A 17,092-nucleotide genomic window follows, 5' to 3' on the forward strand; every position below is an offset into this window, starting at 1 on the left:
CGGGTGTTAGGCCGGCTCCGGCGGATCGTCTCCCCCGAGCGTCTCTATCTGGTCGCCCTGGGCCTGACCGGCCTCGCCGCGCTGGTGTCGGTGACGCTGCCGGCGGCGGAACGCGGCGAACTCGCGGCGAACATGGTCAGCGCCACAGTGGGCGCGGCTCTCGGCGGCCTGTCCGTCGACACGTTCCTGCTGTCCCGCCCGGCCGGCTGGATCATGTCGCGCGGTCGCCTGTGGATCGCCGGCATCCTGACCGTGTCACTCGGCCTCACCGCGCTGGCCGCGGCGCTGCTGACCACGCTGGCCGGGCTGGGCAGCCACCCGGTCGGCATCGGGGCGGGCTGCGCGCTCACCGTGTTCAACACTGCTGCCTCGCTCGGCCTGCGCCTGAAGCGGTTCTGGTTCGTCTACACGATGCGGGCGCTCGGCGGTGCGGTGCTGGTGGCCGGGTACGGGCTGCTGTGGCTGGGCCACCGGCTCGACGGTGGCCTGTGGAGCGTCCTCTGGCTGGGCGTGCAGGTCGCCACCGCGACGGTGCTCGGGGTGGCGGTGCTGGGCTGGGCGCGGCGGTTCGGTCCGGTGCCGGCGGCGACGGCCGGGCGCACTGAGTACCGCGCCGACCTGCTCGCGGTGGGCCGGCTGCACGTCGGGGTGTGCGCGCAGATGCTGACGTACCGGCTGAGCCAGGTCCTGGTGGCCCGCTTCGCCGGCGCGGGTGCGCTCGGCGTGTTCGCGCTGGCGGTGGCGGCGCTGGAGTTCGCGCAGTCCGGCGCGGTGGTACGGGCGCAGCGGATCCTTGCCGAACGCGACCCGGACGCGATCGGCGACCACGGCCGCGACGTGGTCAGGTCGGCGCTGCCGATCGCCGCGCTCGCCGTGATCGGCCTGGCGGTGCTCGGCGTGCTGGCGCCCGACTACCACGACGCCTGGATCTTCGGGCTGCTCCTGCTGCCGGGGACGCTGGCGTTGTCGGCCGGCAAGACGTGGAGCGCGGCGCTGCTCAAGCGCGCGGGCGAGCAGGCCACCACCGCCGTGGCCCTGGTCACCATGTCGGTGTCGGTCGTGCTGTACGTTCTGCTCATCCCGTGGGCCGGCGCGCTCGGCGCCGCGGTCGCGTCGTCTGTCGCCTACGGCGTCTACGCGTTGCGCACCCGGCAGCGACTCCAGCGGTCCACGCACCTCCTCGTCAATCGGATGGCCTAGCGGTGGACGTCTCAATCGTCGTGTTGACCTGGGAAGACTTCGAGCGCACCGACGGCTGCGTCCGCTCGCTGCCAGAGGGTGTGGAAGCCGTCGTGGTGGACAACGGCAGCGCCGCCGAGATCAGCGACAGGTTGCGGGCGATGTGCGCCGAGACCGGCGCGCGGTACGTGCGTTCGGAGACGAACCTCGGCTACGCCAAGGGCATGAACCTCGGCGTCCGGCACAGCACCCGGTCCCGGGTGGTGCTGTCCAACAACGACATCCTGGTGCAGCCAGGCGCGATCGAGCGGCTGGCGGCCGAACTGGACGACCCGGCTGTGGGCGCGGCGTTCCCCAAGGTGCTGGACGCGACCGGCCGGGACCAGACCGCGGCCGGCCGGTTCCTCACATTGGGCACCGGCGTCGCGCACGCCACCGGGCTCAGCCTGGTGTTCCCGAGGCTGCGGATCGTGGCGCCACCGGAGCGTGGCGACTGGCTCTCCGGGCCGTTCGTGGCGATCCGGCGGGAGACGCTGGACCGGATCGGCGGGGTGGACGAGTCGTCGTTCTTCTACTCCGAGGACCTGCGGCTGTGCTGGGCGGTGCGGCGGCTCGGGCTGCGCCTGGCGTACCTGCCGGACGCCGTCGTCACGCACGAGGACGACGCGAGCGCGAAGCGCCGGTGGGCGGCGGAGGAGATCTCCCGCCGGCAGACCCGGGAGTTCATCCGGGCCAGCCGTGAACTCGCCGGGTGGCGGGGCACTGTGGCCTGTTCCGCGTACACAGTGGGGGTGCTCGCCCGGGCGGCGGTGGGCGGCGGGGCGGCGCGGCGGGCGATCGCCCGCGGCGCCCTGGAAGGCATGGGCGTCCGATGAGGGTGCTGTTCGTCTGCACCACCGGCGGGTCGGGGCGGCGGCAGCTCGGCGGCGCCGAGCGCTTCCTGATCGAGATGCTTCCGGCGCTCGCGGCCCGCGGCGTCGACGTGGTCGCCGCCACCCCTGACGACGAGGTCGCGGCGGCGTTGCGGGACGCGGGCGTGCCGTGGCGTCCGCTGGGCGCGGCCAAGCGGGTGGACCTGGGGTACGCGCGCGGCATCCGCGCCCTCGTCGAGGAACTGCGGCCGGACGTGGTGAGCGCGCACCTGCTCTCCGCCGCGATGCACGCCCGCGCCGGCCTGGGCGTGCGGGGCCGCCGCACGCCGCTCGTGGTGACGCTGCACAACAGCCTCTGGCAGTACCGCGACACGGCGGAGACGCTGCGCGCGAAGGCCGCGGTGCAGGCAAACATCAGCACCGACCTGATGTTCCGGCGGCTGCGGCCGCACGCGACCGTCGCGGTCTCCGGCTTCGAGGCCCACGAGCTTCGGGTACGCGGGCGGATCCGTGACGTGCGGGTGATCCCGAACCCGTTGCCCGCCATCTGGCCGCAGGTGACCGACACCGGCGGCCTCGCACCGGACGGCCCGGTCCGGGTCGGCTTCCTCGGCCGGCTGGAACGGGAGAAGGGCGCCGACCTGCTGGCAGGCGTCGCCGCGGCGCTGCCGGACGTGGAGTTCCTGGTGGCCGGCGCGGGCACCGTCGACGTCGAGGAGCGGCCGAACCTGCACCTGGTCGGCCGGGTGGACGCCGCGCCGTTCCTGCAACGGCTGCACTGCCTGCTGGTGCCGTCCCGGGTGGAGGCGTTCGGGCGCAGCGCGCTGGAGGCGATGTCGCTGGGTGTGCCGGTGGTGCACTCCGGCGCGGGCGGCCTGACCGAGGTGACAGCCGCCGGTGACGGCGTGCTCGCGTACCGGGCGGAGCTGACGCCGCAGGCGCTGGCCGCCGCCGTACGGACCGCCACCGACCCGGCCGCGTGGGACGAGCGGCGGCGCGAGCTGGCCCGGCAGTACGCGGACCGGCACTCGTTCGACGGATGCGTGGACACCTGGCACGACCTGTACCGGACGGTCGCCCGTGACAGCCGCTGAGCGACGCCTCTGGTCGGTCGGGATCCCGTTCGCGCTCGGCGCGGCGGCACTGCTGGCCACGCTCGACGCCGGGATCGCCGTCGCGCTCGCGCTGGCGGTCGGCACGCTGCTCGCCGCGCGACTGCGGATGTGGGCGCTCGCCGCCTGCGCCGCCGTCTGGACCGCCGCGCTGCTCGCCGTGCGGGTACTGCCCGGCCCGTACGACTCGTGGGCCGGCCGCGGCGTGCTGCCGATACTCGCCGGTTACGTCACCGTCTTCCTGCTGGCCTGGGCGGCCGGCCGGCGGCTGATCGACAGGCGGGACGAGGACGACGACCGGTCCCGTCCGGCGCTGTCCTGGCCGTCCGAGCGGCGCCTGCTGACGTACCTGTTCGTGCTGCTCGGCATCGCTGTGGTGACCGCGGCGATCCGGTTCCGGGGAACGGTGCCGCCGCTGCTCGCCGACAACCCGGACGCCGCCCGGCAGGTGCTGCGCGAGCAGTCGAACCTGGTCATCGGGCTGCTGTCCGAGGCGTGGACGCTCGGCATGGCCGTCTCGCTGCTGCGCGCGTTGTCCGCGCGCGGCCGGGCGCTGCCCGTCTACTACGCGCTCACCGCCGTCTTCACCGTCGGTGCGGCGCTCGGCGCGAGCAAGAACTCGGTGCTGGTGGGCATCGCGCCCGCGCTGATCGCGGCGCTGTCGGTCCGGCGTACCCGGGGGCGGGCCGCGTCGTTCCTGGCCGCGCGGACACCTGTGGTGCTGCTGATCGGCGCGCTGGCGCTCGGGGCGGCGGTGTTCCTCGGCGGGCAGCGCACCATGGCCGGCACCGGCGCGTTCGAGACCGAGTTCCGGGCCCGCTACGGCAGCAACGCGCTCACCAGCAGCGCCGGGTCGCTGGACCTGTCGCTGAGTTCGTCCACCGAGACGTTCGGGCGGGTGTGGTCGCAGCGGGAACACCTGGAACCCCGGTACGGCACGTACTCGCTGACGTTCCTCGGCTCCCGGGTCGAGCCGATCGTGGGCAAAGCGGACCTGTACGGGCTGACGTCCCAGCTCAGCCAGCCGTACCTGATGAACACGGCGACGTTCGTGGCCATCCCGCTGCTCGACTACGGCCCGCTGGGTGCGGTGTTCTTCCTGGCCGCGCTGGGGCTGGCGGTGGGCGCGACCGAGCGGTGGTTCGAGTTCTCCCGCGCGCCGGCCGGGCAGCTGGCGCGGGCGTTCGTCGTCTACTTCGCGCTGTTCGGCGTCTACGAGCTGTATCCGCTGATCTATCCGACCTGGTTGAGCCTCGTGCCCGGCCTCTGGGTGCTGCACCGGCTGGGCAGGAGCACGGCATGACGTTCGACGGGCTCACCGTGGTCACCGTCCTCTACCGGTCCGCCGGCATGCTCGCCGAGACGTTGCCGACCTGGGTCCGCAGCGCCGGTGACCTGCCGGTCCGGTTCGTCTTCGCGGACAACTGGCCCTCCGACGGGTGCGCCGAGGTGATCGCCGGGCACCTGCCCGCCGACCGGTACGCGTACCTGCCCGACTCCACCAACCCGGGTTTCGCGGCCGGCTGCAACCGGGCCGCGGCGACGGTCACCACGAGCCACCTGCTGCTGCTGAACCCGGACGTGTGGCTGCCGGACGACGCGCTGGCCCGGATCTGCGCCGCCGTCGCCGCCGACCCGGCCGCCCCGCTCGCTGTCGGCCTCGCCATGCACGGCGGCGAGTACGTGGGCATCGACCTGAACCCGGTGTCGCTGTTCATCGACAGGCGGTCCACCGCTGGCCGTGCCCCGCTCGGCCCGTCCGGCGGCGCGGCGGTCTTCCCGGCCGCGCTGTACCGGCGGTTCGGCGGCTTCGACGAGCACCTGTTCGCGTGGGGCGAGGACGCCGACCTGGCGTTCCGGCTCTACGCCTCCGGGCTGCGCACGCGCGCGCTGGACGTGGTGCTGCCGCACGCGGGCGGGCACAGCGTGGACGGCGACACCCGGTTGCAGGGGTTCCGGGCGTTCCTGCTGGCCCGCAACCGGCTGCTTGTCGCGTCCCGCACGTTCACCTGGCCGCTGCTGCTCGTGGCGGTGCCGGTGCTGGCGCTCGCGCACCTCGCGCTGGCCGCCCGGCGGGTCCGGCAGGGCCTGCTGCGCCCGTTCCTGCGCGGCGTCGGACGCGGGCTGGCCGAAGGGCCGGCGGCTCGCCGCCGCTGGACCGGGCGGCGCTTCGGGTTCGCGTCGCTGCTCGGCTACCTGACCGCTCGGAGGGCGTGATGACGGCACAGCCGTGGACCGTGGTGACAGTCACCTACCACTCGGCGGACACGCTGCGCCGCTGCTGGCGCGGGCCGAAGCCGTACGAGTGGCTGGTGGTCGACAACGCCTCGACCGACGACTCGGCGGCGGTCGCCGAGGAGCTGGGCGCGCGGGTGATCCGGCTGCCGGAGAACGTCGGCTTCTCCCGGGCCAACAACGTCGCGCTGCGCCAGGCGACCGGCCGGTACGTGCTGTTCGCCAACCCCGACCTGGAGGTACGCCCGGACGGACTGGACGCGCTGGCCCGGCACCTGGACACGCACGGCGGGCTGGTCGCGCCGCAACTGCTGGGCACCGACGGCACACCGCAGGCCAACGGGCGTGGTTTCCCGTACGCGACGGCGAAGCTCGGCAACCGGAAGGTGTGGCCGCTGTCCCGGCTGCACGCCTCGTACCGGCTGGTGGCCGCGCCCGGCGAGACGCGCCACGTGGCCTGGGTGATGGGCGCGGCGGTGGCCGGCCGGACCGCTGACGTCACCGAGCTGGGCGGGTGGAACGAGCGGTTCTTCCTCTACTACGAGGACCACGAGCTGGGGCTGCGCGCCTGGCGGCACGGGATGCCGGTGGCGGTGCTCGGTGACGTGCGGTGGACCCACCACTGGGCCCGCGCGACGAACTCGGTGCGCTGGTCCCACGCGCACACGCTGGAGCTGCGCAGCGCCCGGACGTTCTTCGGGCTGTACCCGGAGTTCCTGGTCGGCCTGCCGCGACCCGCGCGCCGGCACCGCCGGGCCGCCGGGCTGGTCGGTACGGCGGTGCCGCCGGTCGCGTCCCCTCCGGACCTGCCGTCCACTCCGGATCTGCCGTCCACTCCGGACCTGCCGTCCACTCCGGACCGCGCCGGGGAGTGATCGGAGCCGGTCGCGGGGCCGCTGACGTGAATGACGTTTTGATACCGTCTCGCCGTGTCCGTGACACGCCCGGCCTTCTCCCCCTCGATGGCGCCCGCGACACCGGCGCCGTCGCGGCCGGGCACGCCGGTGGCGTACGTCGCCGTCGCGTGGGACCGGCTGAGCCGGTCCCCGTACTGGTCCGTCGCGGGCCTGCTGGTCGCGCTGGGCGCCGTGCTGCGGATCCGGCAGTGGGCGTACGCGCGCAGCTTCTGGAGCGACGAGCTGTACGTGGCGCACAACATCCGGGAGCGCGGCTACCTGGACCTGTTGCGGCCGCTGGCGTTCAGCCAGTCCGCTCCGCCCGGCTGGCTGTGGCTGGAACGGTTCGCGTACGAGCAGTTCGGCGACGGTGAGCGGGCGCTGCGGCTGGTGCCGCTGCTGTTCGGGCTGGCGCTGCTGCCGCTCGTGGCCTGGCTCGGCCGGCGGCTCGTGCCACCACTCGCCGCGCTGGCGGCGCTGCTGCTGGTCGCCGTCGCGCCGTTCCTGATCGGCTACTCCAACGAGCTGAAGCAGTACAGCGCCGAGGCGTTCGGCGTCACGCTCGTGGTCGGGCTGGCGCTGCTGCTCGTCCGGGACGGCGTCACCTGGGCCGGGTCGGCGGTGTTCTGGTCGGCCGCGGCGGTCATGGCGTTCGTCAGCACGTTGTCCATTCCGGTCACCGGCGCGCTCGGCGTGCTGCTCGGCGGGTACGCGCTGTCCCGCCCTGATCGGCAGTGGGCGAGCAGGTGGCGGGAGGTGGGCCGATTCCTCGCCCCGGCGCCGGCCTGGGCCGTGGTGGCGCTCGTGGTCTACGTGCTGTTCCTGGCGCCGGGGCTCGCCGATCCGCAGCTCGCCGCGTACTGGCGGGCGAAGTCGATCTACCCGGCGCACCCGCTCACCGACCTGGCCGCCACTGTGGAATGGCTCGCGGCGACGTACCGGAGTCTCGCCACGGTGCCGTTCGTGGCCTGGTCGGCGTGGGTCGTCGTACCGCTGCTGGTGCTGGGCACGGCCGCCGGGCTGCGCCGGCTCTCCACTGTGGCCGTGCTGGTCCTGCTCACGCCGCTGGCGACCGGGCTGGCCGGCGCGGCCGTGTCGGTCTACCCGTTCAACGGCCGGCTGGCGCTCTACGCGGTGCCCGCCTGCCTGCTGCTCGCCGCGCTCGCCGTCGCGCCGCCGCCGATCCGGGCCGGCCTGCCCGCCCGGATCCGGTGGGTGGTCGGCGTGGTGCTGGTGCTCGCGCTCGCCGTTCCGCAACTGGCGACCGCCGTGGTGGCGACTGTCCATCCGGCGCGGGCCTTCGCCCAGGGCGGCGGCGCCAACGCTGTCGACTACCGGGGCGCGCTGGGCTACCTGGAGGACAAGCGCCGCCCTGGTGACCTCGTGCTGGCCACCACCGTGTCGTGGAACGCCCAGACCTGGTACGGCCCGGCGGCGGACGCCTACGTGGTGGCGGCCGGACCCGGCGGCTGCCCCGGGCGGACGGTGTCCACGCTGCTGCCCGGACGGGCCCGGGTCTGGCTGTTCCAGGCCACCGACTGGGCCGACGGGGCCAACCGGGACGTCATCGTCCGGCTCGGCGGCAGCGGCGTGGCGGTCACCGAGCGGCAGTTCAGCGGGGCACGCGTGGTCCGCTTCGACCTGGCCGCGGGCGTCACCAAGGGCAGCGACGTCTGCCTGGTGCCGCCGCCGAACGGCGCCCGCGTCCGTTAGCTGTGGCGCTGCCAGAGGTCGCGCAGCGCGTCCCAGTTGCCGCCGAGCCCGGCTCCGCAGGGCGTCTCCATGTAGATCGCGCTGGTGTTGTCGTCGCGGCCCCACCAGATGCCGCAGACCGGGCGGCCGTCCTGGCCGTTACCGGCGTACTCGACGTAGCTGCCCTGTGCGCCACTGACGCCGCCGGTGGCCGGACCGGCCTCCCGCATGCCCGGCGCGAGCGCGCGGCCGATGATGCCCATCTGCTGGCGGAAGGCGCGCGCCGCCTCCTTCTTCTCGGCCGACTCGTACTCGGCGAAGTGCAGCGACACACCCAGGTAGCGGCAGAAGACGTGCTGCTTCTCCCCGGCGGCGAGCCCGGGGCCGCTCTTCTCGGTGTTGATCGCGCAGCCGCCCACCCCGTCGAGCCACGGCTCGGCGATCGGCATGAGCGTGGCGTCGAACTTCGCCTTGTTCAGCGACTGCTGAGTGGCCTCGTACAGCGCCGGGGAGGCGCTGGCAGTCGGAGTGGACGGTTCGCCGCCGTCGGCCAGCGACCGCCCGGCCAGCAGACCGGCGCCACCGGCGAGCACCGCCGCCATGACCACGCCACCGATCCACAGGCCGGTACGGCTCTTGGGCGGGCGGGCGACCGGGGCGATCCGGGGACCGCCGGTCGGCACGAGCGGATCCGCGGCGGTGGCCTGGGCCGGGATCGCCGGCACCGGCATGCCCGGCGACACCGGCATGCCGGGCGACACGGGCGCGCCGGACGAGACGGGCGCGCCGGAGACCGGCTGCTGCGGCGTCATCGCCCACGGCTGCGGGCTCCACGGCAACTGCGGCGGCGACGAGACCTGCTGCGGCGGCGCGGACACCGGCGGGGGCGGCGGGAGCATCTCGCCGGTGGCGGTGCGCTGGTAGTCCATGCCCAGGCTGCGGAACAGCCGCTCGGCCGCACCGTCCTCGTCGGACGGGTACGCCACCCAGGGCTGACCGGCGGCGAAGTCGGAGTTCACGTACCGGTGGCCGCCGGGCGTCTGAGCCAGCACGTTCGCCGCGTTCGTGAACGCCTCGCGCCAGCGCTGGTCACCGGCAGCGGCGCCGTCCAGGACCGCCACGGTGAGCGCGCGGTCCTGCCCGTCGAGCGCGGCCCAGGCCCTGCCGACCTGGCACTCGCCCAGCACCTCGGTGAACCTGTACGGACCTTCCGGCTGCATGCCCCACTCCTCTGCTCACCCGCCGTGCGGATAGTACAGAGAGCACGCTCACCGGATCTCCCTGCGGTCGGGCCACTCTTGCGCTCTGAAAGTTTTCATGCATAGAGTCGCGGGGTGAATGAAAGCAGTGCGGCCGCCCCCGACCGCCTGCTCGACCTCTTCCACGGCGTACGGCTCACCCCGACCCAGCGCCGCATCGCCCACTGCCTGGTGCGGCACGCGGGCGCGGCGGCGTACCTGTCCGCCGCCGAGGTGGCCGAGCTGGCGGGCGTCAGCCAGCCGTCGGTGACCCGGTTCGCCATGGCGCTCGGGCACGACGGCTACCCCGCGCTGCGCCGCCGCCTGCGGGAACTGACTGTCACCGGGTCGGCCGAACCGGCCGCCGGCAACGCCCTGCAACGGGCGGTGCACGCCGAGCGGGACAATCTCGACCGGCTCGCCGCGCAGCTCGCCGACGCCGAGCGGGTCGCCGAGGTGGGGAAGCTGCTCGCGGCCAGCCGTCCGCTGCCGGTGCTCGGGCTGCGCGCCGCCGCGCCGCTCGCCGCGTACTTCGCGTACTTCGCCGCGAAGGTGCACCCCGACGTGCGGGTGTTCGACGACGGCGGCAGCATGCTCGTCGACCGCCTGGACCAGGCGGTCGCGGCCGGCGCGACGGCGCTGCTCGCGTTCGTGCTGCCCCGCTACCCCCGGGAGACCCTCGACGCACTGCGCGAGGCCCGGGACGCCGGGCTGACCGTCGTGGCGATCACCGACTCGCCGGTGAGCCCGGCCGCCGAGCACGCCGAGGTGGTCCTGCCCGCCGCCGTCGGCGCCGACCTGGTCTTCGACCTGCACACCGCCCCGATGACGCTGGCCATGGTGGTGCTCCAGGCGATCTGCGACGCCGCGCCGGCCGAGACCCAGAACCGGCTCGAGGCGTTCGAGTCGTCCGCCGCCCGCCGCCAGTTGTTCCTCGGCTGAGAGGAGTACGAGATGCACCAGCCCGTCCGCGCCGCCCGCGGCACCGCACGCACCGCGAAGGGGTGGCCGCAGGAGGCCGCCCTCCGGATGCTGATGAACAATCTCGACCCGGAGGTGGCCGAGCGCCCCGAGGACCTGGTGGTCTACGGCGGCACCGGCAAGGCGGCCCGGGACTGGCCGTCGTACCACGCGCTGGTGCGCACGCTCACCGAGCTGCGCGACGACGAGACGATGCTGGTGCAGTCGGGCCGGCCGGTCGGGGTGATGCGCACCCACGAGTGGGCGCCGCGCGTGCTGCTGGCCAACTCGAACCTGGTCGGCGACTGGGCCACCTGGCCGGAGTTCCGCCGCCTGGAGTCGCTGGGCCTGACCATGTACGGGCAGATGACGGCCGGTTCCTGGATCTACATCGGCACCCAGGGCATCCTCCAGGGCACGTACGAGACGTTCGCCGCTGTCGCCGCCAAGCGCTTCGAGGGCACGCTCGCCGGCACGCTGACGCTCACCGCCGGGTGCGGCGGCATGGGGGGCGCGCAGCCGCTGGCGGTCACCATGAACGGCGGCGTCTGCCTGATCGTGGACGTGGACCGGTCCCGGCTGGAGCGGCGGGCGCACGACCGCTACCTCGACGAGATCGCCGACTCGCTCGACGACGCGGTCGAGCGGGCGCTCGCCGCGAAGCGGGACCGGCGGGCCCTGAGTGTCGGGGTGGTCGGCAACGCCGCCACGGTCTTCCCCGAGCTGCTGCGCCGGGGCGTGGCCATCGACATCGTGACCGACCAGACCAGCGCGCACGACCCGCTGTCGTACGTGCCGGAGGGCGTGGACCTCGGCGACGCGCGGGACTACGCGGCGGCCAAGCCGGCCGAGTTCACCGACCGGGCCCGGGCGTCGATGGCGAAGCACGTGGAGGCGATGGTCGGCTTCCTGGACGCGGGCGCCGAGGTCTTCGACTACGGCAACTCGATCCGGGGCGAGGCCAAGCTCGGCGGGTACGAGCGGGCGTTCGACTTCCCCGGGTTCGTGCCCGCGTACATCAGGCCGTTGTTCTGCGAGGGCAAGGGCCCGTTCCGCTGGGCCGCGCTGTCCGGCGACCCGAAGGACATCGCGGCCACCGACCGGGCCGTCCTCGACCTGTTCCCGGAGAACGAGTCCCTCGCCCGGTGGATCCGGATGGCCGGCGAGCGGGTCGCGTTCCAGGGCCTGCCGGCGCGGATCTGCTGGCTCGGCTACGGCGAGCGCGACCGGGCCGGGGTGCGGTTCAACGAGATGGTCGCCTCGGGCGAGCTGAGCGCCCCGGTGGTGATCGGCCGGGACCACCTGGACTGCGGCAGCGTGGCCAGCCCGTACCGGGAGACCGAGGCGATGGCCGACGGCTCCGACGCGATCGCCGACTGGCCGCTGCTGAACGCGCTCGTCAACACCGCCAGCGGCGCGTCCTGGGTGTCGATCCACCACGGCGGCGGCGTCGGCATCGGCCGGTCCGTCCACGCCGGCCAGGTCTGCGTGGCCGACGGCAGCGCCCTCGCGGGGCAGAAGATCGAGCGGGTGCTCACGAACGACCCGGCGATGGGCGTGATCCGGCACGTCGACGCCGGCTACGACGACGCCCGCGCGGTCGCCGAGCGCACCGGCGTGCGCGTCCCCATGACCGAGGGAGACCTGTGACCGACCTGGCGGACCGGTTCCGCGCGCTGTGGGACGAGATCGCCCCGGTCGGGCGGGACGCCGGCAGCGGCGGCTACCTGCGCTACGCGCTCACCGAGCCGGAGCGCACGCTGCGCGCCTGGTTCCGGGAACAGGCCGACCGGCGGGGCATGCCGGTGTCCGAGGACGGCAACGGCAACCTGTTCGCCTGGTGGGGCGACCCGGCGGCCGGCGCGGCGGTGCTGACCGGCAGCCACTTCGACTCGGTGCCGCACGGCGGCGCGTACGACGGTCCGCTCGGCATCGTCAGCGCGTTCCTCGCCGTGGACGAGCTGCGGGCCGCGGGCGTCACCCCGGACCGGCCGGTGGTGGTGGCCGCGTTCGTGGAGGAGGAGGGCGCGCGGTTCGGCGTACCCTGCCTGGGGTCGCGGCTGCTCACCGGCGAGATCGACGTCGACCGCGCGGCCGGGCTGCGCGACCAGGCCGGGACGACCTTCGCCGAGGCGCTGGGCGAGCGGCCGGCGGGCGCCGACCCGGCGCTGCTCGGCCGCTTCGCGGCCTTCGTGGAGCTGCACGTCGAGCAGGGCCGCGCGCTGGTCGACCTGGACGCGCCGGTCGCGGTGGCCTCCGCGATCTGGCCGCACGGCCGGTGGCGGTTCGACTTCACCGGCGAGGGCAACCACGCGGGTACGACCCGGATGGCGGACCGCCGCGACCCGATGCTCACCTACGCGTTCACCGTGCTGGCGGCGAACAAGGAGGCCCGGCTGCGCGACGCGCACGCCACAGTGGGCCGGGTGTCGGTCGAGCCGAACGCCACCAACGCGATCCCGTCCCGGGTCACCGGCTGGCTCGACGCGCGGGCGGCCGAGGCGGAGACGCTGTACGGTCTGGTCGAGGCGGTACGCACCAAGGCCGCCGACCGGGCCGGCCGCGACGGCACCGCGCTGACCTGCACGCAGGAGTCGGCGACCCCGCTCGTCGCGTTCGACCTCGGGCTGGCCGACCGGCTGGCCGCGCTGCTCGACGCGCCGGTGCTGCCCACCGGCGCCGGGCACGACGCGGGCGTGCTGGCGGCGCACCTGCCCACCGCGATGCTGTTCGTGCGCAACCCGACCGGGGTGTCGCACTCCCCCGCCGAGGCGGCCACCGACGCCGACTGCGCCGCCGGGGTGGCCGCCCTGGCCCGGGTGCTGGAGGAGCTGGCATGCCGCTGACCCGCTGGCTGGCCGAGTACGCCTGGCTGCCCGACCGCGCCGAGCCCACCCGGGACGTGCTGATCGAGGCGACCGACGGGCGGATCACCGCTGTCACCCCGCTGACCGTGGACAGTCCGCCGGCCGCCGGGGTGGAGGTACTCGGCGACGCGGTCCGGCTGCCCGGCCTGACGGTGCCCGGCCTGGCAAACGCCCACTCGCACGCGTTCCACCGGGCGCTGCGCGGGCGCACCCACGACGGGCGCGGCGACTTCTGGTCCTGGCGCAGCCTGATGTACGCCGTCGCGATCCGGCTCGACCCGGACACCTACCTGGCGCTGGCCCGCGCCGTGTACGCGGAGATGGCGCTGTCCGGGATCACCTGCGTGGGCGAGTTCCACTACCTGCACCACGGTCCCGGCGGCACCCCGTACGACGACCCGAACGCCATGTCCGCCGCGCTCGTGGAGGCCGCCGCGCACGCCGGGATCCGGCTCACGCTGCTGGACACCGCGTACCTGGCCGGGGGCGTGGACGGCACGCCGCTGGCCGGGCCGCAGCGCCGCTTCGGTGACGGCGACGCGCTGCGCTGGGCGGCGCGGGTGGACGCGTTCCGCCCGGCCGACGACCACGTCCGGCTCGGCGCGGCCATCCACTCGGTGCGCGCGGTCCCGGCCGATCAGCTCGCCACCGTGGCCGGCTGGGCCGACCGCAACGGGCTGCCGCTGCACGTACACCTGTCGGAACAGCCGGCCGAGAACGACGCCTGCCGGGCCGTGCACGGGTGCACGCCGACACGGCTGCTGGCCGACCACGGCGTGCTCGGCCCGCACACCACAGCCGTGCACGCCACCCACCCGACCGCCGCCGACGTGGCACTGCTCGGCGACAGCCGTACCCGGGTCTGCGTCTGCCCCACCACCGAACGCGACCTGGCCGACGGGGTCGGCCCGGTGCGGCGGATGGCCGACGCGGGCAGCCCGCTGAGCCTGGGCAGCGACAGCCACGCCGTGGTGGACCTGTTCGAGGAGGCCCGCGCGCTGGAGATGGACGAGCGGCTGCGTACCCGGCGGCGGGGGCACTTCACGCCGGCCGAGCTGGTCGGCGCCGCCACCGTCGGCGGGCACGCCGCGCTGGGCTGGGGCGACGCCGGCCGGCTCGCCGTCGGGCAGCGGGCGGACCTGGTCACGGTACGGCTGGACAGCGCCCGCACCGCCGGGGTGCCGCCGGTCGGCGCGTTCTTCGCCGCCACCGCCGCCGACGTGACGAGCGTCGTGGTCGACGGCCGGCCCGTGGTGGACGGCGGCCGGCACCTGACCGTGGACGTACCCACCGAGCTGCGGGACGCGATCTCGGCGGTGACCGCGAAGGACGACTCGTGATGCGCGGCAGCCTGCTCGTGGACCACATCGGCGAGCTGGTCACGAACGACGGCCGCGACGGCGACCCACTGGGCATCCGGCGCGACGCCGCCCTGCTGGTCGAGGACGGGCAGGTGGCCTGGATCGGGCCGGCCCGCGACGCGCCGGCCGCCGACCGGCGGATCGACGCCGGTGGCGCGGCGGTGCTGCCCGGCTTCGTGGACAGCCACGCCCACCTGGTCTTCGCCGGGGACCGGGCCGCCGAGTTCGCCGCCCGGATGGCCGGCGAGCCCTACACCGGTGGCGGCATCAGGACCACTGTGGGCGCCACCCGCGCGGCCTCCGACGACGACCTGCGCGCCACAGTGCGCCGGCTGCGCGCCGAGATGCTGCGGCAGGGCACCACCACCGTCGAGATCAAGAGCGGGTACGGCCTGAACGTCGCCGACGAGGCCCGCTCGCTCCGGATCGCCGCCGAGTTCACCGAGGACACCACGTTCCTCGGCGCGCACGTCGTCCCCGCCGAGTACGCCGGCCGCCCCGACGACTACGTGGGCATGGTCTGCGGGCCGATGCTCGCCGCCGCCGCGCCGTACGCCCGCTGGATCGACGTGTTCTGCGAGCGGGGTGCGTTCGACGCCGACCACGCGCGGGCGATCCTCGCCTGCGGGCAGGCCGCCGGTCTGGGCGTACGGCTGCACGCCAACCAGCTCGGCCCCGGGCCGGGCGTACGGCTCGGCGTGGAGATGGGCGCGGCCAGCGTCGACCACTGCACCCACCTGACCGACGCCGACATCGACGCGCTGGCCGGCTCGGAGACGGTCGCCACGCTGCTGCCGGGCGCGGAGTTCTCCACCCGGTCTCCGTACCCGGACGCCCGGCGGCTGCTCGACGCTGGCGTGACTGTCGCGCTGGCCACCGACTGCAACCCCGGCTCGTCGTACACGTCGTCGATGCCGTTCTGCGTCGCGCTGGCCGTACGCGAGATGCGGATGACTCCGGCGGAGGCGGTGTGGGCCGCGACCGCCGGCGGGGCGGCGGCGCTGCGCCGCACCGACGTGGGGCGGCTGACCCTCGGGGCGCGGGCCGACCTGATCGTCCTCGACGCCCCGTCCCACCTGCACCTGGCCTACCGGCCGGGCGTGCCACTGATCCGCCAGGTCCTGCACAACGGAGTACCGCGATGACCACCGTGACCATCCTGTCCACCGGCGTCACCGCCGCCGACGTGCTCGCGGTGGCCCGCGGCACCGCAAAGGTCGTGCTCGACCCGGCCGCCACCGAGGCGATGGCGACCTCACGGTCCATCGTGGACGGAATCGAGGCGGCCGGCCGCCCGGTGTACGGCGTCTCCACCGGCTTCGGCGCCCTCGCCAACACGTTCGTCGCCCCGGAGCGGCGGGCCGAGCTTCAGCACGCGCTGATCCGCTCGCACGCCGCCGGGGTGGGCGCGCCGATGCCGCGCGAGGTGGTACGCGCCATGATGCTGCTGCGGGTCCGGTCGCTGGCGCTCGGCCGTTCCGGGGTCCGCCCGCTGGTCGCCGAGGCGCTCGTGGACCTGCTCAACCACGAGGTCACCCCGTGGGTGCCGGAGCACGGCTCGCTCGGCGCGTCAGGCGACCTGGCGCCGCTGGCGCACTGCGCGCTGGTGCTGCTCGGTGAGGGCTGGGTGCTCGGCGCGGCCGGTGACCGCATCCCGGCCGCGGACGCGCTGCGCCGGGTCGGGCTGAAGCCGGTGTCGCTCGCAGCCAAGGAAGGGCTGGCGCTGATCAACGGCACCGACGGCATGCTCGGCATGCTGCTGCTCGCCGTCTCCGACGCCCGGCACCTGTTCGCCATGGCGGACGTAACGGCGGCGCTCGCCATCGAGGCGATGCTCGGCTCGGAGCGGCCGTTCCTGCCCGAGCTGCACGCGATCCGCCCGCACCCCGGGCAGGCCGCGTCGGCGGCGAACATCCACCGGCTGTTGCAGGGCTCGGCGGTGATGGACTCGCACCGCGACGACCTGGCGCACGCAGTGCAGGACGCGTACTCGATGCGTTGCGCCCCGCAGGTCGCCGGCGCGGCCCGGGACACGCTCGACTTCGTCGAGGTGGTCGCGGGCCGGGAACTGCTGTCGGTGGTGGACAACCCGGTGGTGCTGCCGGACGGGCGGGTCGAGTCGACAGGCAACTTCCACGGCGCGCCGCTCGGCTTCGCCGCCGACTACCTGGCCATCGCCGCCGCCGAGGTGGGCGCGATCGCCGAGCGCCGGGTGGACCGCCTGCTGGACGTGACCCGCTCCCGGGAGCTGCCCGCGTTCCTGTCCCCCGACGCCGGGGTGAACTCCGGGCTGATGATCGCCCAGTACACCGCCGCCGGGATCGTCGCGGAGAACCGCCGGCTCGCCGCGCCCGCCTCGATCGACTCGCTGCCCACCAGCGGCATGCAGGAGGACCACGTCTCGATGGGCTGGGCGGCCACCAAGAAGCTGCGCACGGTGCTGGACAACCTGACCAGCCTGCTCGCGGTGGAGCTGCTGGCGGCCGTACGCGGGCTCCAGCTCCGCGCGCCGCTGACCCCGTCACCGGCCGGGCGGGCGGCGCTCGACGTGCTCGGCCGCACCATCGGCGAGCCGGGACCGGACGTGTTCCTCGCGCCGCTCATGGAGGCCGCGCGGGACGTGGTACGCGGCCCGGAGTTGCGCGCGGCGATCGAACGGGAGATCGGCCCGCTCGGCTGA

14 protein-coding genes are annotated in these 17,092 nt (G+C 74.8%); 13 read left to right on the plus strand and 1 reads right to left on the minus strand.

What is annotated here, in order from left to right; genetic code table 11:
* The first annotated feature begins 3 nt into the window (after positions 1–3).
* Genes OC439_RS20700 through OC439_RS20730 form a run of 7 tightly spaced genes read left to right on the plus strand, consistent with a single transcriptional unit; the run spans position 4 to position 8,007 of the window.
* On the plus strand, positions 4–1,200 hold the full coding sequence (locus tag OC439_RS20700; RefSeq protein ID WP_262014852.1) for a hypothetical protein: 1,197 nt from the start codon (positions 4–6) through the stop codon (positions 1,198–1,200).
* Between the two features lie 2 nt (positions 1,201–1,202).
* On the plus strand, positions 1,203–2,054 hold the full coding sequence (locus OC439_RS20705) for a glycosyltransferase (protein WP_262014853.1): 852 nt from the start codon (positions 1,203–1,205) through the stop codon (positions 2,052–2,054).
* Positions 2,051–3,145, plus strand: a complete 1,095-nt coding sequence (locus OC439_RS20710) for a glycosyltransferase family 4 protein (RefSeq protein WP_262014854.1) — start codon at positions 2,051–2,053, stop codon at positions 3,143–3,145. The genes OC439_RS20705 and OC439_RS20710 overlap by 4 nt, the downstream gene beginning before the upstream one ends.
* On the plus strand, positions 3,132–4,466 hold the full coding sequence (locus OC439_RS20715; RefSeq protein WP_262014855.1) for a hypothetical protein: 1,335 nt from the start codon (positions 3,132–3,134) through the stop codon (positions 4,464–4,466). Before OC439_RS20710 ends, OC439_RS20715 begins: the two co-directional genes overlap by 14 nt.
* On the plus strand, positions 4,463–5,380 hold the full coding sequence (locus tag OC439_RS20720) for a glycosyltransferase family 2 protein (protein ID WP_262014856.1): 918 nt from the start codon (positions 4,463–4,465) through the stop codon (positions 5,378–5,380). Before OC439_RS20715 ends, OC439_RS20720 begins: the two co-directional genes overlap by 4 nt.
* On the plus strand, positions 5,380–6,273 hold the full coding sequence (locus tag OC439_RS20725) for a glycosyltransferase family 2 protein (RefSeq protein ID WP_262014857.1): 894 nt from the start codon (positions 5,380–5,382) through the stop codon (positions 6,271–6,273). The genes OC439_RS20720 and OC439_RS20725 overlap by 1 nt, the downstream gene beginning before the upstream one ends.
* Positions 6,274–6,327: 54 nt before the next feature.
* The gene (locus OC439_RS20730) at positions 6,328–8,007 is read left to right on the plus strand and encodes a glycosyltransferase family 39 protein (RefSeq protein WP_262014858.1); all 1,680 of its coding nucleotides are present in this window, start codon (positions 6,328–6,330) and stop codon (positions 8,005–8,007) included.
* On the opposite strand, the gene OC439_RS20735 is transcribed toward OC439_RS20730, so the two are convergent.
* Positions 8,004–9,206, minus strand: a complete 1,203-nt coding sequence (locus OC439_RS20735; protein WP_262014859.1) for a hypothetical protein — start codon at positions 9,204–9,206, stop codon at positions 8,004–8,006. The genes OC439_RS20730 and OC439_RS20735 overlap by 4 nt on opposite strands.
* 114 nt (positions 9,207–9,320) lie before the next feature.
* Between OC439_RS20735 and OC439_RS20740 the strand changes: the two genes are divergently transcribed.
* From OC439_RS20740 to hutH, 6 genes are read left to right on the plus strand one after another with little or no spacing between them, the layout of a single operon-like run.
* Positions 9,321–10,166, plus strand: coding sequence for a MurR/RpiR family transcriptional regulator (locus OC439_RS20740; RefSeq protein ID WP_262014860.1), 846 nt, complete (start codon positions 9,321–9,323; stop codon positions 10,164–10,166).
* Between the two features lie 12 nt (positions 10,167–10,178).
* Positions 10,179–11,834 (plus strand): urocanate hydratase, encoded by a 1,656-nt coding sequence (gene hutU, locus OC439_RS20745; protein WP_262014861.1) that lies wholly within the window; start codon positions 10,179–10,181, stop codon positions 11,832–11,834.
* Complete coding sequence (locus OC439_RS20750) at positions 11,831–13,030, plus strand: allantoate amidohydrolase (protein WP_262014862.1); 1,200 nt, start codon at positions 11,831–11,833, stop codon at positions 13,028–13,030. The genes hutU and OC439_RS20750 overlap by 4 nt, the downstream gene beginning before the upstream one ends.
* Positions 13,027–14,391 carry a formimidoylglutamate deiminase gene (locus tag OC439_RS20755; protein WP_262014983.1) on the plus strand — a complete coding sequence of 455 codons (1,365 nt, stop codon included), beginning with the start codon at positions 13,027–13,029 and terminating at the stop codon, positions 14,389–14,391. The genes OC439_RS20750 and OC439_RS20755 overlap by 4 nt, the downstream gene beginning before the upstream one ends.
* On the plus strand, positions 14,391–15,557 hold the full coding sequence (hutI, locus tag OC439_RS20760; RefSeq protein ID WP_262014863.1) for an imidazolonepropionase: 1,167 nt from the start codon (positions 14,391–14,393) through the stop codon (positions 15,555–15,557). Before OC439_RS20755 ends, hutI begins: the two co-directional genes overlap by 1 nt.
* Positions 15,554–17,092, plus strand: a complete 1,539-nt coding sequence (gene hutH / locus OC439_RS20765) for a histidine ammonia-lyase (protein ID WP_262014864.1) — start codon at positions 15,554–15,556, stop codon at positions 17,090–17,092. Before hutI ends, hutH begins: the two co-directional genes overlap by 4 nt.

Origin of the sequence: Micromonospora sp. Mcm103 (assembly GCF_024519755.1) — a bacterium.
GTDB lineage: Bacteria > Actinomycetota > Actinomycetes > Mycobacteriales > Micromonosporaceae > Micromonospora > Micromonospora aurantiaca.